The sequence below is a fragment of the Chroococcidiopsis sp. CCNUC1 genome (genome assembly GCF_023546805.1).
In the GTDB taxonomy this organism is placed as follows: Bacteria; Cyanobacteriota; Cyanobacteriia; order Cyanobacteriales; family Chroococcidiopsidaceae; genus Chroococcidiopsis; species Chroococcidiopsis thermalis.
In genome coordinates this window covers 3573698-3591685 of record NZ_CP097480.1, presented here as the reverse complement: position 1 = coordinate 3591685, position 17988 = coordinate 3573698, and the positions used below count along the sequence as shown (strand labels likewise).

Annotated in this window: 13 protein-coding genes; 4 read left to right on the top strand and 9 right to left on the bottom strand. The window is 45.8% G+C overall.

Features of this window, described 5'->3' with window-relative positions; genetic code table 11:
* Window positions 1-6 precede the first annotated feature (6 nt).
* Window positions 7-939: a beta-carotene hydroxylase gene (gene crtR / locus M5J74_RS16740; RefSeq protein WP_106166444.1), complete on the bottom strand. Its 933-nt coding sequence runs from the start codon at window positions 937-939 to the stop codon at window positions 7-9.
* Window positions 940-1130: 191 nt separating this feature from the next.
* On the opposite strand from crtR, the gene pyk reads away from it, so the two are divergent.
* Window positions 1131-2897: a pyruvate kinase gene (gene pyk / locus M5J74_RS16735; protein ID WP_106166433.1), complete on the top strand. Its 1767-nt coding sequence runs from the start codon at window positions 1131-1133 to the stop codon at window positions 2895-2897.
* A gap of 86 nt (window positions 2898-2983) precedes the next feature.
* Here the strand turns inward: pyk and M5J74_RS16730 are convergent, their stop codons facing one another.
* From M5J74_RS16730 to cax (M5J74_RS16710), 5 genes are all read right to left on the bottom strand, one after another.
* Complete coding sequence (locus M5J74_RS16730) at window positions 2984-3370, bottom strand: nuclear transport factor 2 family protein (protein ID WP_106166434.1); 387 nt, start codon at window positions 3368-3370, stop codon at window positions 2984-2986.
* A gap of 479 nt (window positions 3371-3849) precedes the next feature.
* A complete protein-coding gene (locus M5J74_RS16725; RefSeq protein ID WP_106166435.1) occupies window positions 3850-4335 on the bottom strand; it encodes a globin domain-containing protein in 486 nt (161 codons plus the stop codon).
* 314 nt (window positions 4336-4649) lie between these two features.
* Window positions 4650-5558: a DMT family transporter gene (locus M5J74_RS16720; RefSeq protein ID WP_106218158.1), complete on the bottom strand. Its 909-nt coding sequence runs from the start codon at window positions 5556-5558 to the stop codon at window positions 4650-4652.
* 79 nt (window positions 5559-5637) lie between these two features.
* Window positions 5638-6729, bottom strand: coding sequence for a calcium/proton exchanger (gene cax, locus M5J74_RS16715; protein ID WP_250012529.1), 1092 nt, complete (start codon window positions 6727-6729; stop codon window positions 5638-5640).
* Window positions 6730-6735: 6 nt separating this feature from the next.
* Window positions 6736-7833 (bottom strand): calcium/proton exchanger, encoded by a 1098-nt coding sequence (cax, locus tag M5J74_RS16710; RefSeq protein WP_106166438.1) that lies wholly within the window; start codon window positions 7831-7833, stop codon window positions 6736-6738.
* A gap of 550 nt (window positions 7834-8383) precedes the next feature.
* Between cax (M5J74_RS16710) and M5J74_RS16705 the strand changes: the two genes are divergently transcribed.
* Both M5J74_RS16705 and bchH read left to right on the top strand, forming a co-directional pair.
* Complete coding sequence (locus M5J74_RS16705) at window positions 8384-11167, top strand: DUF3536 domain-containing protein (RefSeq protein WP_250012527.1); 2784 nt, start codon at window positions 8384-8386, stop codon at window positions 11165-11167.
* Window positions 11168-11335: 168 nt separating this feature from the next.
* Window positions 11336-15142, top strand: a complete 3807-nt coding sequence (bchH, locus tag M5J74_RS16700; protein WP_250012525.1) for a magnesium chelatase subunit H — start codon at window positions 11336-11338, stop codon at window positions 15140-15142.
* Window positions 15143-15221: 79 nt separating this feature from the next.
* On the opposite strand, the gene M5J74_RS16695 is transcribed toward bchH, so the two are convergent.
* Together M5J74_RS16695 and M5J74_RS16690 are read right to left on the bottom strand one after the other, a co-directional pair.
* Window positions 15222-15710: a protein tyrosine phosphatase family protein gene (locus M5J74_RS16695; protein ID WP_241994167.1), complete on the bottom strand. Its 489-nt coding sequence runs from the start codon at window positions 15708-15710 to the stop codon at window positions 15222-15224.
* A 95-nt stretch (window positions 15711-15805) separates the two neighbouring features.
* Window positions 15806-16249: a DUF6220 domain-containing protein gene (locus tag M5J74_RS16690; RefSeq protein ID WP_015155208.1), complete on the bottom strand. Its 444-nt coding sequence runs from the start codon at window positions 16247-16249 to the stop codon at window positions 15806-15808.
* Between the two features lie 116 nt (window positions 16250-16365).
* Between M5J74_RS16690 and M5J74_RS16685 the strand changes: the two genes are divergently transcribed.
* Entirely contained in the window at window positions 16366-17076 is a 711-nt protein-coding gene (locus tag M5J74_RS16685; RefSeq protein WP_106166446.1) for a LuxR C-terminal-related transcriptional regulator, read from the top strand.
* Between the two features lie 11 nt (window positions 17077-17087).
* Here M5J74_RS16685 and M5J74_RS16680 read toward each other — a convergent pair whose 3' ends face one another.
* A complete protein-coding gene (locus tag M5J74_RS16680; RefSeq protein WP_371934049.1) occupies window positions 17088-17864 on the bottom strand; it encodes a class II aldolase/adducin family protein in 777 nt (258 codons plus the stop codon).
* Between the last annotated feature and the right edge of the window lie 124 nt (window positions 17865-17988).

Here is a 17988-nt window from a genome sequence, read left to right as displayed (position 1 = left end):
AGTTGGTTATTGGTCATTGTGTAGAGACGTTACATGTAACGTCTCTACACTCGTTTCCTCTTTCCGATGCAACCGAATCCCTAGAAAGACATCATATAAAAAGCTCCAAAAGTCTTTTCCTTGCCAGATACCTAGAGTTTGAGGACTGCCTTTGGCATCCAAAAGATGCTTGGTGGCATGGTATGCGGGTTGATATTTATACCAGGGAATTGAAGGCCATAGGTGATGGGTGAGGTGATAATTCTGTCCGCCGATCAATAGATTCAGTACCGGATTGGGATAAACTCTGGCATTTGTCCAACGCCCGCGATCGCTAAATGGACGATGGGGTAGATAATCAAAAAATAATCCTAAAGTCAGCCCAACAATAGCAGTTGGGATAAACCAAAAATTGAGGATATAGCCCAAAAAGTGATATTGAATTGAGATGTAAAAAATTGCTGCGACAATTGCACGGCTAATAAACCACTCTAATAATTCGTATTTTCGCCACAATCGCCGCTGAAAGAAAAATACTTCATGATAGAAGAAGCGAGCATTAATTAACCACAGAGGACCACCAGTAGAGACAAAATGATCCGGATCGTTTTCTGGGTCGTTAACATGGGCGTGGTGCTGTAGGTGTACCCGCGTAAATACGGGAAACGAGAAAGCTAACATCATGGCGCTGCCATGCCCTAAAATTGCATTGATAATTCGATTAGGATGGGCAGCTTGGTGACAAGCATCGTGAATCACAGTGCCAGACATATGAATGGCAAGAACGTTAATTGTAAAGCAGCACCAGTGTTGCCACTCCCACAGCCAGTAACCGCAGTTGGATAATACTAATAAGGTCATGGCTGCCAGAAACATCCACACATCGGGATTTATTTTCTCAGGAGGTGCTAAAAACTCCTTGGGAACTGTCAGTGGCTTCTTTGCCTCCGACGCGATCATCTTGACTCCTTTTGTTATCGGTTGTTGCAAATTATGTTGCAAATTATTATGGTACGTTCACTAGAATACTAAAGTTTTGTGTAGCATGAGTCATTTTTACTACTGCTACTAGCAATTTATTCTCTGGCGATCGGGTGATATACCGATCGCAGTACGATCTGTAGTTTGTTATCCCCTTGAAAGTTGCCTTCATGCAGTCACTAGACTCCGTTCGTCGCACTAAAATCGTCGCTACCATTGGTCCCGCTACTAGTAGCCCAGAAGTCCTCAAAGCATTGATTGAGGCTGGAGCAACCACTTTGCGGCTGAATTTTTCCCACGGCACTCACGCCGACCATCAACGCAGCATTCGCCTGATCCGGCAGACCGCTTTTGAATTGGATCGTCCGGTTGGAATTTTACAAGACTTACAGGGACCGAAAATTCGCCTGGGTAAGTTTGAGACTGGCTCGATTCAAGTGGGTCGGGGCGATCGCTTTACTTTAACTAGCGATCGCATTGTCGGGACTCAAGAGCGCAGTTGCGTGACTTACGATCTGCTAGCCGATGAAGTCCCCGTAGGAGCGACAATTTTACTGGATGATGGGCGAGTCGAAATGCTCGTGGAAGATGTCGATCGCGATAACAAAGAATTGCACTGTTGCGTCACTGTGGGGGGCATTCTTTCTAATAATAAAGGGGTAAATTTTCCTGGGGTCTATCTATCCATTAAGGCAATGACAGATAAGGACCGCGAAGATTTACTTTTCGGTCTAGATCAAGGTGTAGATTGGGTAGCCCTTTCTTTCGTGCGCAATCCTCAAGACATCTTAGAAATTAAAGAAATTATTTCTAATGCAGGGAAGCAAGTGCCTGTAGTTGCCAAGATTGAGAAACACGAGGCGATCGATCAGATGGAGGCGATTTTACCTCTGTGCGATGGTGTGATGGTGGCTAGAGGGGATTTGGGGGTAGAACTACCAGCGGAAGACGTGCCGATCTTGCAAAAGCGGTTGATCGTGACGGCAAATCGCTTAGGTATCCCAATTATCACGGCAACCCAAATGTTAGACAGCATGGTTCACAGCCCTCGACCGACTCGCGCTGAAGTCTCGGATGTGGCAAATGCAATTTTAGATGGTACGGATGCGGTGATGCTGTCAAATGAGACGGCTGTGGGGAAATATCCGGTGGAAGCCGTGGCGACAATGGCAAAAATTGCCGTGCGGATCGAACAGGAACAGGCTCTAGCCTCGCCTCCAGCTCATATCAAAGATGCGCGGCGATCGATCCCCAATGCGATCAGTCAAGCAGTAGGACAGATTGCCGAACAATTAGAAGCATCTGCAATTATGACGATGACGAAGACGGGATCGACGGCGCGAAATGTGTCTAAATTTCGACCTCAGACTCCAATTCTTGCCGTCACTCCCCATGTCGATATAGCTCGACAGCTACAAATGGTGTGGGGAGTAAAACCGCTGCTGGTACTGGATTTAGCTTCGACGGGACAAACGTTTCAGTCGGCTCTCAATGTGGCGCTAGAGAAAAATCTCTTAACAGAAGGAGATTTGGTCGTGATGACGGCTGGGACGCTTCAGGGAGTATCGGGATCGACAGACTTGATTAAGGTAGAAGTGGTGACAGCTTTACTCGGTCAAGGTGTTGGCATCGGTCAGGGTTCCGTCAGCGGTCGCGCTAGGGTAGCTCACGCCGGAATAGATGTGAGTAAGTTTAATCCTGGGGAAATTTTAGTTGCGCCCCGCACTTCTGCTGATTTTGTCGATGCGATCCGCAAAGCCGCAGGGATTATCACCGAAGATGAGAGTCTTACCAGTCATGCTGCGGTCTTGGGTTTGCGTTTGGGGATTCCTGTCATTGTAGGAGTCAAACGCGCTACCGAAGTGATTCGGGATGGGGCAATTTTGACTTTAGATATGCAGCGGGGTTTGATTTATTCTGGGGCTGTGGGGGGTTAAGTAGAAGAGGCGATCGCATTCTATTTGAGAAATTGAGTTAGGGGTGCGATCGCGTTTCATAAGAAGAAACCCCACCTTGGCGATCGTTACTTGAGGTTCCACATTTGCCTCTTAATTAGCCATTCTCCCGAGTCCTCTTGATGGAAAAGCCAGGTCTTCGTGGTTTTGTATGAATTTGTCACCCCATCAGCGTAGGCGACAGTGTTTACATTGCCTTGTGCAACTCCATATACCCATCGATCGTCGATCCGTAGAGCATCAAGGGGTGTCAGCTGAACAGTCCATTTTGCAACATCATAGTCCTTCTGTTCGCTCTTTGAAATCTCATCCGAACCGCGCTCAGGCTCCGATCCTGGTGGAATCCGAATCGCATCTGTGGCGAATAACTTCCGATAGGCTGTCGAATCGTTTGCACTAACAGCTGCCTGATACTTTTCACACATTGCCTTGAGAACCTCGTTCGCGTCAATCATAGTTCGCTCCTTGGTTAGGTTGCTCTTTCCTATTCCACAGCAGGTGAGCAGTATTGGTATAACCGAAGCCAACTTCTCGCACCGGATCTCATGGCAGCATCTCCGTGCAGCTGAATATCGTCGAACTTATCGACGCAAGACTAGTTTTGAGTCAAAACTGAGTGAGATCGCTATGCGTCCTTGTTGGAGCGAGTAATTAGAATAAACTCCACAAAAGTTACTCAAACTAAATACTTAACTGCCACCAGAGTGACATATTTATATTTTTATACTACTTAATTCGTAGCGGTTTTCGCAATAGTAAATTACAAATCTTTGAGAACATTAAACTGAATCGAAATATTGGGTAAAGCGATCGCATATTCTGATTACTTTGATTTTAAGGATAGGCGATCGCACGGTCTATTAGGCACTCAGCCTGTTTCAGCTTCTCGACTAAAATAGCCGTTACTTTGGCTTTTGTCAGTCAGTCCAATGCACTAGGGACGGTCAGCTTTCGCCAATTGCTCAGTTAGTTCTCGATCTTCTTGTTTATAGATCGCATTTTCTTTTTGAATAAAGATGTTTGCTAAAGCATTATAGGCTTCAGCCCATGCTGCAATAACCTCATCAGTTGCGGCATCTTGCAAAACATCTTTCATCGCCTGCAACAGCTTTTCACCAATCAGCGGATATTGCTCTGGTAGTATGCGAGTTCCTACATGACGATGGGCAATCTTATCTACTGCGGTAGCCAACTCATCTAGGTGGTCAATATGAGTCGCATAGGCGTAAACAGCCGCAGCTAACTTGCGTGCTTGCCCGCCACCGTCTAGATGCTGCATCCAAGTCGTTTCAAAGCTGCGTTTATAGTCAGGTCGTTCTTCAAATGCAATTTGATACATTCGCCTGGTAATTTCTTCACCTTTTTCTTTAATAATTGGTGCAGTTGCTTTAACAATTTCAATCGTTTTTTGACTAACCATTACTAAAACTTCTCCTCTTCTTATCGGAACTGTTGGAGAATAGAAGCTAACGATGGATTAAACTGACTTGTTCTGTCTAACTCCCCGATCTAGGAATTCATTGTCTAATGCGTATGTACGATATTATACATTGCTTTTTAGGTTGCTGCGTAGAAAACTACAGTATATTTTTCTATAAAAATTAAGAAGGCTTTGCGCGCTCTATAAATCCTTTTAAAGCGATCGCTCTATATCAAAATATTCGATCGTCCGATCGCATATTCTGAATTATCTGAGTTTTAAAGAGAGGCGATCGAAGAGCCTACCGAGCGAGCTCATGACGAATTGGTAGCTCTAGTAATTGTTAGTAATCCCCAAAAAACTAGTATGCTACCAATGCCAAACCAAAGCGATGGAATTTCTTGTAAAGCTATAGAGGCAAATAACACGGCAAACACTGGCTCTAGCAGCAATATTGCAGTTGACAGTACTACTGGGAGCCGCTGAGCTGCTACCGTATAACACAAAAATGGCAAAGCAGTGGACAAGATTCCTAGCCCTGACAATACAAGGATCGCCTGTCTATCAATTCCGATTCCAATTGATAGTTTAGAGAAGAAAATTGCACCCAATATAGATAAAACACTGCCAAGCAAACAAGTAACGAAAACGACATCAATCGATTTTGGTGCCATGTTCTGGTTGGCAAGAGTCTTAAACCAAAGCGTATAAAGTGCAAGCAAACCCGCAGCACCTAATGCCAAAAGATAGCCGGTCGTTGTTTGCCAAGAAACAGCTTTATAACTAGATAACTGAGGGAACAAAATCGAACTAACTCCAGCCGTAGCTAGTAACATTCCAATGCCTTCACTTCGCTTAATGGGTAAGCGTGCAACATACTTGTAAGCAATAATAAACAAAGGTGAAGTCGTAAATAACAATGTAACTTCCCCCACAGGTGCCATCTGAAAAGCTGTTGTACCTAAGACATAACCCCCAACAGCCAGCAAACTCAACCACCAGATTGGCAGAGTGCGAAAGGAGAAAGCCAGATTATGTCGAAAACTTGGTACTAGCAACAGGATCGGCAGCATCGCAGCCGTAGCGGCTAAAAAGCGACCTGCCAGAACTGCAAAGGGAGACCACCCTGGAAGCCACCGGACAAAGACGCCCACCATACCCCACGTAGCAGCGGCACACAGTGCTGCTATTAAGCCTTTACCGTCCAGGTTCGATCGAGTCATACCGGTGAGAGATCGAAAATAACAGCGTGGTCGAGGGGTGTGTATTCTACTCGACCTTTGAGATTTTGTTAGCTCTAAATCACGCTGGATGAAAATAGAAAGCTAAGCCCAAGACTGTATAGGTTGCTAATAGCAAAGTTCCTTCTAACCAGTTAGAACGCCCATCTAAACTAATCAGATTTGCAACTAACACAGCGATCGCTACAGCTACGGCTTCAAAAGGATTGAAATCTAAATCCATTGGCTGTCCGATTACCTGTCCGACAATTACCAACACAGGAGCCATAAACAATGCTACCAAAAGGCTCGAACCCATTGCGATCGAGACGGACAAGTCCATATTATTTTTGACCGCAACTCGCACTGCTGTCACGTATTCTGCCGCACCACCAACTAGAGGTAACAGCACCACACCTGTAAATAAGGGAGTTAACCCCAATCCAGCGGTAGCTTCCTCCACCTGACCGACAAACAACTCTGACTCGTAAGCAACAGCAAGCGTAGCGGCGGCTAGAACGCCAACCCACAGCCAGAGATTAGGTTTGTGGGTAGACGATTCAGACTCAGGTTGAGCTTCATTTTCCAAATCTACCAATCCCACGTCGTATAGATAGCTGTGGGTTTTTAACGAAAATAGCAGCGTCATCCCGTAGACAAGAATCAACACGACTGCGGCTGCAATGGAGAGATTTTTAATCGCTACTGGTTCTATGCCGCTAGAAGTTTCAATCACCAGTGTCGGTAGAATAATTGCGATCGCGGCTAATGTCATGGAAGAACCATTCACTCGCGCTACCACAGGTTGAAAATCCTGTTCTTTGTAACGCAAACCTCCCAACAACATCGCCAAACCCATAGCTAGGAGTAGATTGCTGATAATACTGCCCGTAATACTGGCTTTGACAATATCAACCAATCCTTCTTTAAGGGCAACTAGGGCGATAATTAGCTCTGTGGCATTGCCGAATACGGCATTTAACAACGCACCAATTGAGGAACCCGTAACAATCGCCACTTCCTCCGTCGCCGTACTCAGCCAAATTGCTAAAGGGACGATCGCGATCCCTGACGTGATAAATATTGTTAGCGATCCCCATTCTAAATAACGAGCTGCGATCGAGATGGGAATGAAAACCAACAATCCAAGCGAGATAATATTCTTGATTGACATGAGGGATTATCCGATACCGTCAATTACGGGGTGGAAATAAAACGCCAACCCCAACACTGCATATGCAGCTAACAGCAATGTACCCTCTAACCAGTTCGAGCGACCATCGGAACTGATAGAATTTGCAATTAATACCGATACTGCTACTGCTACCAGTTCAAACGGATTGAAGTTGAGATCCATTGGCTGTCCCAACATCCAGCCAGTTATTACCAGTACGGGAGCGACAAATAACGCAATCTGCAAGCTCGATCCCAAAGCAACAGATACCGAAAGATCCATTTTATTTTTCATTGCCACGGTGACGGCTGTAGCGTGTTCTGCGGCATTACCGATAATTGGGACTAGAACCACCCCTGTAAACAAAGCCGTTAAACCTAGCTGGGATGTCGCAACTTCTAAAGCATCAACTAGCAATTCTGATTCCACTGCCACGAGAATTGTCGCCCCTAATAAGACTCCCACCCATACCCACAACTTAGATTTTGCCTCTTCTGCATCATCTTCACTTGGTTCGGCTGCTGCTACTCCGGCATCGTAGAGATAGACATGAGTTTTCATCGAAAACACCAATGTCATTATGTACACTGCCATCAAGACGATCGCGATCGCAATGGAAAGATGTTGAATTGTAGCTTCGCTAATCCCACTAGAGGTAAAGTCTACAGCCGTGGGGATCAAAATGGCGATCGCGGCTAAGTTCATTAAAGAAGCATTCACCCGCGCTACCACAGGCTGAAACTCCTGTTCTTTGTAACGCAACCCTCCCAGCAGCATCGATAAACCCATCACCAGCAGCAAGTTACCAATAATCGATCCTGTGATACTGGCTTTCACCACATCAACCAATCCAGCATTGAGCGCCACGATTGCGATAATTAACTCAGTGGCATTACCAAAAGTCGCATTCAACAACCCGCCTAAAGTTGGACCCACAACTACTGCAAGTTCTTCAGTTGCACTTCCCATCCAAGCCGCCAGCGGTAGAATAGCCAACCCTGCCGTAATAAATACCGTCAGCTCTCCCCACTCTAGTATGTGAGCGGCGATCGATACTGGGACAAATAGCAGCAAGACGGAGAATAGAATATTTTTTCCTGACATTAGCAGATTAATTATCGGTACAACCGATTTTAGGCGAAGGTTGTTGGTTGTTGACAATAAACCCTGTAAGGGCGGGTTTTGCGCGCAGATTTTTGGTTATAGACGTGACTCTTTGCTAAACTCGCCCCGACAAAATCTGAACTTGTACGGGCGGTTTTGTAAGTAGATTGCTGGTTATAGGCGTGAATTTGTTGTTAAACCCGCCCCTACGACAACTGATAACTGATTTGTAACCAATCGTGTAGATTCGTGAACCGATCCCCAAAGCTAGTTGCAAAAATATTAAGCCAATCTTAAATAAACCTAAACTTGCAGTTTAATAAGATCGAGTGCGATCTCATGCTGAGGAGCAAGGTCAAGCTAGGGTGCGACTGACTTCAACATCTGCCATCAGTTACGATTTACCGCCCAGCTATCTCGATCTCTGCTTCATTTGAGTTTTAATCTAGAGTCTTAAGCACGTTATTTCACATAGCTACTCCTTTGAGCAATGTAGGGTAGCAGATTGTAGAGCTTGTAAAAATTAATTTGTAATTTGGATATAACTTTCATGACCTCTGCTGCCGATCTTCCAGCTGCTGAATCAAATTTTCCGCTCGATCGCGATGCCAAGCATCAAGTAAGTCTCAATCCCCTGCAAACGGCTACAGGTGTATACGTGACCGTTCACGGTCATTTCTATCAACCACCGCGCGAGAATCCTTACTTAGATGCGATCGAGCGTCAGCCTAGTGCTGCACCCGCTCACGACTGGAACGAACGCATCCACCATGAATGCTATCGTCCAAATGCTTTTGCCAGGGTATTGAACGATCGCGGTGAAGTTTTGGGGATCGTTAATAACTACGAGTATTTCAGCTTCAATTTCGGTTCTACGCTGCTGTCTTGGTTAGAGCGATACGATTTAGAGGTATATCAGCGAATTATTGAAGCAGACCGCAACAGTTGCGCCCGTCTTAACGGTCACGGGAATGCGATCGCTCAAGTTTACAATCACATCATCTTACCTCTAGCTAACGAACGAGACAAATACACTCAAATCCGCTGGGGTATAGAAGATTTCCGCTCTCGTTTTGGACGCGATCCTGAAGGGATGTGGTTGGCGGAAACTGCGGTAGACTATCCCACCCTAGAGGCTTTGGTAGCAGAGGGAATTCGCTTCATTATTCTCGCTCCCTCCCAAGCCCAACGCTGTCGGACGATCCCCACAGACGAACAACCAGTAACCCAGTGGCACGAAGTCGGAGGCAGCCAGATCGATCCCACTCGTCCTTATCGTTGCTTTCTCGAAGGGGTGAGGAGTGAGGAGCGAGGAGCGAGGGGACAAGGAAGCAGAGGGGCAGAGGAGCAGAGGAGCAGAGGAGAAAAACAGCCCGACTCCCGACTCCCTCTTCCCGACTCCCGCCCATATATCGATATTTTCTTCTACGATGGTCCAATTTCGCGGGATATGGGTTTTAGCGATGCACTCAGCAATTCCCATCACTTTATCGGACGGATGGGACTGGCAATTCGCGGGGATCGCCGTCCCGCACAGTTAATTTCTGTTGCTACAGATGGTGAAACTTTCGGACATCACAAAGGTGGTACGGAAAAAACCTTCGCCTATGCCTTTACAGAAGAATTTCCCCGCCGAGGTTGGACGGTAACGAACTACGCCCATTATCTCAGCCTCGATCCGCCAACCTGGGAAGTAGAACTCAAACCCGTCACTGCTTGGAGTTGTTCGCATGGTGTAGACCGCTGGCAAGATGATTGTGGTTGCGGTGGTGGTGGTGAGTGGCATCAAAAATGGCGGCGACCCCTACGCAACGCCCTTGATTGGCTGCGCGATCGCTTAATTGATGTTTACGAAACTGCTGCTAAAAGTTTATTCTGCGATCCCTGGTTAGCACGGGATGAATATATTCAAGTCATTCGCGATCGCTCGGTGGCTAACGTTCAACGCTTTCTCTCTCTCCATCAATCCCATTCGCTGACGGACTCAGAACGAGTCGATGCCCTGCGGTTGTTGGAAATGCAGCGCCATGCCTTGTTAATGTATACGAGTTGCGGTTGGTTCTTTGAAGAAATTTCCCGTCCCGAAGGCACGCAAATTTTGCGTTATGCTGCTAGAGCTTTGGAACTTGCCGAAGATGTAGCAGGCGTGCAACTTGAAAAAGAATTTATCAACCGTCTCAGCCTTGCCCCTAGTAATGTCGAGTTTTTCGGTCATGGGGCGGAAGTTTACCGACAGTTGGTGTTAACTGCTCAAGTTAACTTTCAGCAAATTGCCGCTCAATATGCCATTACGTCCTTATTTAGGAAACAGGAGATCGGCTCTAACGGTCAACGCTCAACGGTCAACAGCCAACTGGATCGCTTTTCTACAACCCACTGCCCGCTGCCTACTCCGCATATCTATTGCTATACAGTCAATCAGCTAGACTACCAATGGCAGCGCGTCGGTACGCTGACTCTAGCCGTAGGGCAATTGGAACTCACGTCAGAAATTACCTGGGAGAAGGAAGAGTTGGTGTTTGCCGTGTTGCATCTCGGTGGCTGGGATTTTCATTGCTGCATTCAGCCATTTACAGGGCGGCGATCGTACAACCAGATGAAAGAGCAAGTGTTTGAGTCTTTGCAACAAGCTAGCGCTGCCCATACAATTCAGAAGATGATTCAAATATTTGGCGATCGCTCGTTCAATTTGCAAGATTTAATTGCAGAAGAACGTCACCGGATCGTCCAGATGTTAAGTCAGGAAAGCTTGACACGGTTAGATCTGCTCTACACCCAAGTTTACCGCGATAATTATGGGGTACTCATGGCTTACCACCGCGATTACTTACCCGTACCCCAAGAATTGCAAGTTGCGGCTGAGATTGCTTTGGGTAGTCGCTGTTTAGATTTGGTGCGATCGCTATGTGAAGAAATTGGGGATCGCGACACTTGGGAACACTGGGCAGAATTAGAAGCAGTCGCTACAGAAGCTAACTTGTTACGCTGTCAGTTGAAGTTACCAGAAGTTAAACAGAGTCTAGAACAGCTGATGCTGCGATCGCTCTGGCAACTATTACACGGTAATGTTGCTGTAGAGGACATTCAAAAAATCGAGCGTTCAATCGATATCGGTTGTCAGCTCAATCTCGGTTTATCATTGGCGCGCGTCCAAGAAGTTTACTGCCGCTGTCTGCACAGTCAAATTATCCCGCAGTGTCTCCAAACTCTTGACGGTGACGCAGAAAGTCGAAATGGCGATCGTCTTTGGGATCTGACTCAACTGCGCTATCTTTTGCGGTTGGGGCAGAAATTATCTGTAGATGTTGGCGGCTGGTTGGATCGAATTGGGTAGTGGCGAGATTGAGATAAGATGGCATACGTTGGTAGGGGCGCACAGCTGTGCGCCCCTACTACAGGTCTTGTATCTCATCCGGTTGAAAATCACGATCGAAGATCGCATCTCTACCCAGGCAAGAAATTTCTCCTTAAGATCGAAGTAGAAATTTCTTGACATCTGGGCATGAAGCGCATAGTACTGATCGCTGGGTTTGAATCTTTCAACGCTGACTTGTATCGTCAAGCGGCAGATTTGGCACGTTCCCGCTGCCCAGAATTAGAAATTTCCGTATTTAGCGATCGCGATATTTCTACCAAACCTACAGAAATAGAGGCTGCACTCGATAACGCTGATGTTTTCTTCGGTAGCTTGCTATTTGACTACGATCAAGTTTTGTGGTTGCGCGATCGCCTCACCGCGATCCCAATTCGCTTGGTATTTGAGTCAGCCTTGGAATTAATGAGTTTAACCAAACTCGGTGCATTTGCGATCGGTGACAAACCCAAAGGAATGCCCAAACCAGTTAAATTTATTCTGGATAAATTTAGTCAAGGACGAGAAGAAGACCGACTCGCAGGATATATCAGCTTTTTAAAAGTGGGACCAAAACTATTAAAATACGTCCCAGTTCAAAAAGTGCAAGATTTACGCAACTGGTTAATTATTTACGGCTATTGGAATGCGGGTGGATCGGATAACGTTGCGGCACTATTTTGGACGCTAGCCGAAAAATATTTAGGGTTAAAAATAGGTGATATTCCTCCCCCGATCGAAACACCCAATATGGGGTTATTACACCCCGATTATTCAGGCTTTTTCACCTCACCCCGCGAATATATAAATTGGTATCAAAAATGTAGAGAGGTTACATGTAACGTCTCTACACAACCAATTGTTGGAATTCTACTCTACCGCAAACACGTCATCACCAAACAACCTTATATTCCTCAATTAATTCGCTATTTTGAACGGGCAGGATTAATCCCTTTACCAATTTTTATTAACGGTGTAGAAGGACACGTTGCAGTCAGAGATTGGATGACGACAACTTATGAAACCGCACAAAGACAGCTAGGAAATGTCGAAACTCCTTCTTTATCGAGTGAAGCTGTTACAGTCGATGCAATCGTTTCTACTATTGGCTTTCCTTTGGTAGGTGGTCCGGCGGGTTCGATGGAAGCTGGACGACAGGTAGAAGTTGCTACGCGCATTCTCAGCGCCAAGAACGTACCCTATATCGTTGCTGCACCACTCTTAATTCAAGACATCCATTCTTGGACGCGCCAAGGAATCGGGGGCTTGCAAAGTGTCGTATTATATGCACTACCAGAACTCGACGGCGCGATCGATACCGTGCCTTTGGGTGGCTTGGTGGGAGAAAAGATCTATCTGATCCCCGAACGAGTCCAGCGTTTGGTAGCAAGGTTGCACAAATGGATTGTTTTGCGTCAGAAACCTGCGGCTGAAAGGAAAATAGCCATTATTCTCTATGGTTTTCCCCCTGGTTACGGAGCTACAGGGACGGCAGCCTTATTAAATGTACCGCGATCGCTGCTGAAATTTCTCCAAGCTTTAAAAGATCGAGGCTATACCGTTGGAGATTTACCAGAAGACGGGGAAGAATTGATCCGGTGGGTAAAACAGGCAGATGAAAATATTCCTGTAGGGGCGCACAGTCGTGCGCTCCTACAATCTATCGTTCCAACCGATGCGCCCCTACAAAATACCGTTCCCACGCAGAGGTTAGAAAAATGGCTTGGTTACTTGCAAACATCCCGAATTGAGAAACATTGGAAATCTCTATCTAGCAGCGGTATTAAGACTTACGGCGATGAGTTATTTGTAGGTGGAGTACAGTTAGGTAATGTTTGGATTGGCGTACAACCGCCTCTAGGTATTCCTGGCGATCCGATGCGGTTGATGTTCGATCGCGATTTAACTCCCCATCCTCAATATGCAGCTTACTACAAATGGTTGCAGCAAGAATTTCAAGCGGATGCAGTGATTCATTTTGGAATGCATGGGACGGTGGAATGGTTGCCTGGTTCTCCTTTGGGAAACACAGGCTATTCTTGGTCGGATATTTTGTTAGGCAATCTGCCCAATTTGTATATTTATGCCGCGAATAATCCCTCTGAGTCAATTTTGGCAAAGCGGCGGGGATACGGGACGATTATTTCTCATAACGTTCCTCCTTACGGTCGGGCAGGCTTATACAAAGAGTTAGTAGCGTTGCGCGATTTGATTGCTGAATATCGCGAAGATCCAGAGAAGAACTATGCTTTAAAAGAGGCAATTTGTAAGAAAATTGTAGATACGGGAATTAATACAGATTGTCCCTTGACAGAAGCAAAGCATTTAGGGATTGCTTTTACTTCTGAGAACGCCCGGTTATTTAGTAAAGTTGTCTTCGATCGCTATTTATTACAGGTATACGAGTATTTACAAGTATTAGAGAACCGCCTATTTTCCAGCGGATTGCACGTTTTAGGAGAACCGCCCAGTGGAGAACAATTAGCAAGTTATCTGCAAGCATATTTTGGCGAAGAATTATCAGCAGATGTGGTAGACGCGATCGCAAATGGGAAAATTGTAGGGGCGGGTTTAGCCCAAGATTCACAGCCAAAACGAGACGGCTTTCCTCAAAACCCGCCCGTCAATGCGATCGCACAATTAGAAGAAGCGTTACAAATCCGCGATTTATTGATGCAAACGGATGAGGAATTAACCAATTTACTACGCGGACTCAATGGTGAGTACATCCCTCCTGCACCTGGAGGCGATCTGTTGCGGGATGGTATGGGTGTGTTACCTACAGGACGCAACATTCACGCTTTAGATCCCTACAGAATGCCTTCACCTGCGGCATATGAAAGAGGAAAGGCGATCGCGCAAAATATTATCAGCCAACATCTACAAGAACATGGGGCATATCCCGAAACCGTGGCGGTGATGTTATGGGGACTGGATGCAATTAAAACGCGGGGCGAGTCTTTAGGAATTTTACTGGAATTAGTCGGAGCGGAACTCATCAAGGAAGGTACGGGGCGGATCGTCCGTTATGGATTGAAGCCACTTGCCCAAGTGGGACATCCTCGAATTGACGTGTTAGGAAATCTTTCCGGCATATTTCGCGATAGCTTTGTCAACATTATCGAATTACTCGACGATCTATTCCAACGGGCGGCTATGGCTGAGGAATCGGAAACAGAAAATTTCATCCGCAAGCACTATTTAGCCTTACAAGCGCAGGGCGTAGAAAATCCGTCGGCGCGGCTATTTTCCAATCCAGCAGGCGATTTCGGTTCGATGGTGAACGAACGAGTCACGGATGGAAATTGGGAATCGGGGGATGAGTTAGGCAATACTTGGCGCGATCGCAATGTATTTAGTTATGGTAGACAAGATAAGGGACGGGCTAGACCGGAAGTCTTGACGCAATTATTGCAAAAGTGCGATCGCATCGTTCAAGAAATCGATTCTGTCGAATACGGTCTGACGGATATTCAAGAATACTATGCTAATACGGGTGGTTTGAAAAAGGCAGCGGAAAAGCAGCGAGGGAAAAAAGTAACTGCGAGTTTTGTCGAAAGTTTTTCTCAGGATACGACACCGCGTAATTTGGACGATTTACTCAGAATGGAATACCGCACCAAATTACTCAATCCGAAATGGGCGGAGGCAATGGTAAATCAAGGTTCGGGAGGTGCGTTTGAAATTTCTCAACGCATGACAGCTTTAATTGGTTGGGGTGGGACTGCCGATTTTACCGATGATTGGGTCTATGACCAAGCTGCAGATACTTACGTTCTTGACGCAGAGATGGCAGAAAAGTTACGCAAGGCAAATCCCGAAGCTTTTCGTAATATTGTTGGTAGAGCGATCGAAGCACACGGACGCGGTTTTTGGAATGCAGATCCTGAAAAGTTAGAAAAGTTGCGTCAGATGTATGAAATGACCGAAAATGAATTGGAAGGAGTGAACAGTTAGCAGAATTTGTAGGGGCAGGTTTTGTTGAAGATCCCTGTACCATCGCCAATCATTTTGCGGTGCAACTACCAACTACCTATTACCCATTACCCATGACCTCTTTCATAAATCGCTGCCAAGTATCATCAGGAACCCAAAGTTTGTGTAAGTCTTTTTGTGCTTCTTCTTCATCTATGTTTTGATAAATTCGTCGATAGAGATACATAAATGCAGAAACGCGAAAGTTACCCGCACAGTGGACAAAAACAGGGCGATCGCTATTAGCTTGCATGACTTGAGCAAAGCGATCGAAGTCTTCTAAAGTTGGTTTATTCCAAATGACGGGAATGTGAACGTACTCCATACCCAGAGACTCCACAAATGCTGCTTCGTTCGGTAATGTAGTTTCAAATTTTTCGAGTGGAGCAAGATTAATTAGCACTTGATAACCCGCTTCTTTAATTGCTGCTATTTGTGACTCAGTTGGTTGTCCTGATGTAGCAATTAAATCTGAAATTTGGAGATAATTAAAAATATCTTCAAGTTTCTCGCCCATGACATTCACACCTAAGTTTGTACTAACAACCATTTTCAGAAGACTGTAAATAGTCTTTACTGGATTTGTTATTCTCCTATGTTCTAGAACATGTCTATTTAAGTTACGAACACTCGTGAAGGTAGTCATTAGTCATGTGTCAAAGCAGTCTCTTCCACATTAGACTTAGTCGATAAAATGCGCCAAACATGATGAACTAAGGTTGTGGATGCAGAAAATAACGCGAATCCAAACAAGGGATGAAGTACACCTAAAGGTAAGGGTGACTTCAGATGAATCGTGAGAAATTGTAACCCCAGCAATATTGGCATACTTGTTGTCAAACTCCGCACTCGACGCGGATATGGAATTAGGTACACCCACACCAATAAAACTAAAGACAATCCACTGTAACCACGCACCAGCCAAACATGAACATTCCACCATTGAGGATTGTAAAAGTAGGCAAGTCCAACGGTTAACACTTGGATAGTCAGGCAAAGGTTGAAAAGTACTGCTACTATGTAAAAACCCATTTGAGTCCAGCGCCGAGATGCTGTCGGTGCAAAGTTGAAGTTAGAACTTAATGCCATGCTAAAGTTTTCTCTGAGGGTGAATTGACAAAAGATTGACTGTCACTGAAGTTAAGATAATATTGCTCTCCCAATTGCATCTAGTCCTCGATCGGGTACAGTTTGCACTCACAATGATGAGAGATTCTTTACAATCTTTATTTACGGCGATTGCTCAGGCGCAAAATCTTCCAGAAGTACACCAGCGTGTCATGGTAACAGTCAGCGAGTACTTTGCAGCCCGCCGCTGTAGGCTATTTTTCTTTGATGAACTTTCCTCTGTCGATCCCAAGTGGCAAGGTATTCTCAAATTCGCTACATCGGTAGAATACAATCCAGTTTTACGCTACTTGGTCGAACACCACGCACCCGTACATGAAGCATTAGTCGTGTCACCTAAAGCCTGGAGAGCAATTTGTCCCCGCGCCGATCATTGGCATGTCATGACAGGACCAATTGTCTGCAACAGCCAGCTAGTGGGTGGAATTGGATTGACTCGCGAACGGGGCAATCTTGCCTTTACCACTCAAGATTTAACCGATCTGGGTGCAATTTGTTTGCATTTATCTACTCGCATGGCAACAATGCGATCGCCTTCTGTTAGCTGCCATTTAGAGATAGATCGATCTAAATCCAGCGCTGACAATTCTCTTCGTCTTACGCCGCGTGAAATTCAAATAGCCGATTTAGTGGCTCAAGGATTGACAAATGCCGAAATTGGCACGCAACTTTGGATTACTGAAAATTCTGTCAAACAAGCGCTCAAACGTATATTTCGCAAATTGAATGTCTCATCCCGCGCTCAAATGGTGGCACAATTACAAAATGCCCTATCTAGGGCATTCTGATGGCTGAGTTGCTAGTCATCAAGCGAGTCGGGTTCTTGCTGCACAATTCTGTCATACAGCGGTTGAAAGCTAAACCAGCCGATATGGTGAGAACCTACTTGGCTGTGGGCAGTACTTGCTTGTTGAGGATCGATGACGCGAGGCATACCAGCGGCTTCTGCCATGAGTTGCGCTTGACAGGAACGATCCATTGTAATGAACCACCAAGCTGCTTCGTCTACTGTTTCTCCTACAGTCAGTAAACCGTGATTTCTCAGAATAATGGCTTTGTTTTGTCCTAGAGTTTGGGCAATGCGTTTGCCTTCGGCTGGATCGAGTACGACTCCGGTATAGTCGTCAAATAAGCTGTGGTCTTGGTAGAAAGCACAAGCATCCTGAGTGAGGGGATCGAGGAGGCGACCGAGGCTAGACCAGCTTTTACCGTAGAGAGAGTGGGCGTGGGCGGCGGCGACGATATCGGGACGGGCGGCGTGAATTTGAGAATGGATGGCGAAGGCGGCTGCGTTAACTGGTTTGTTGCCTTCTACAACTTCACCTTTGTCGTTGACGAGAATCAAATCTCGCGCGCAAATCTGTCCGAAGTGCATTCCAAAGGGATTGACCCAAAAGCAATTGCGGTATTCAGGATCGCGGACTGTGATGTGTCCGGCGATACCCTCATCAAAGCCGTAGTGAGAGAAGAGGCGGAAAGCAACCGCTAAGCGTTGTTTGCGATCGCGACGTTCTTCTGCAACTGTGGCAAAAGTTCGCGGTACTGGCATCTGAGGAATTGATGTGGATACTGTCATGCGATCGCCTCCTTTATTTATAGCCATACCCGCACAAATTAACTAACTCTATTTTACCGTTCAGAAACAATTTATTAGTGTATTTCTCAATCTTTTGTATAGAAAATTACAGAGATTTTAAACC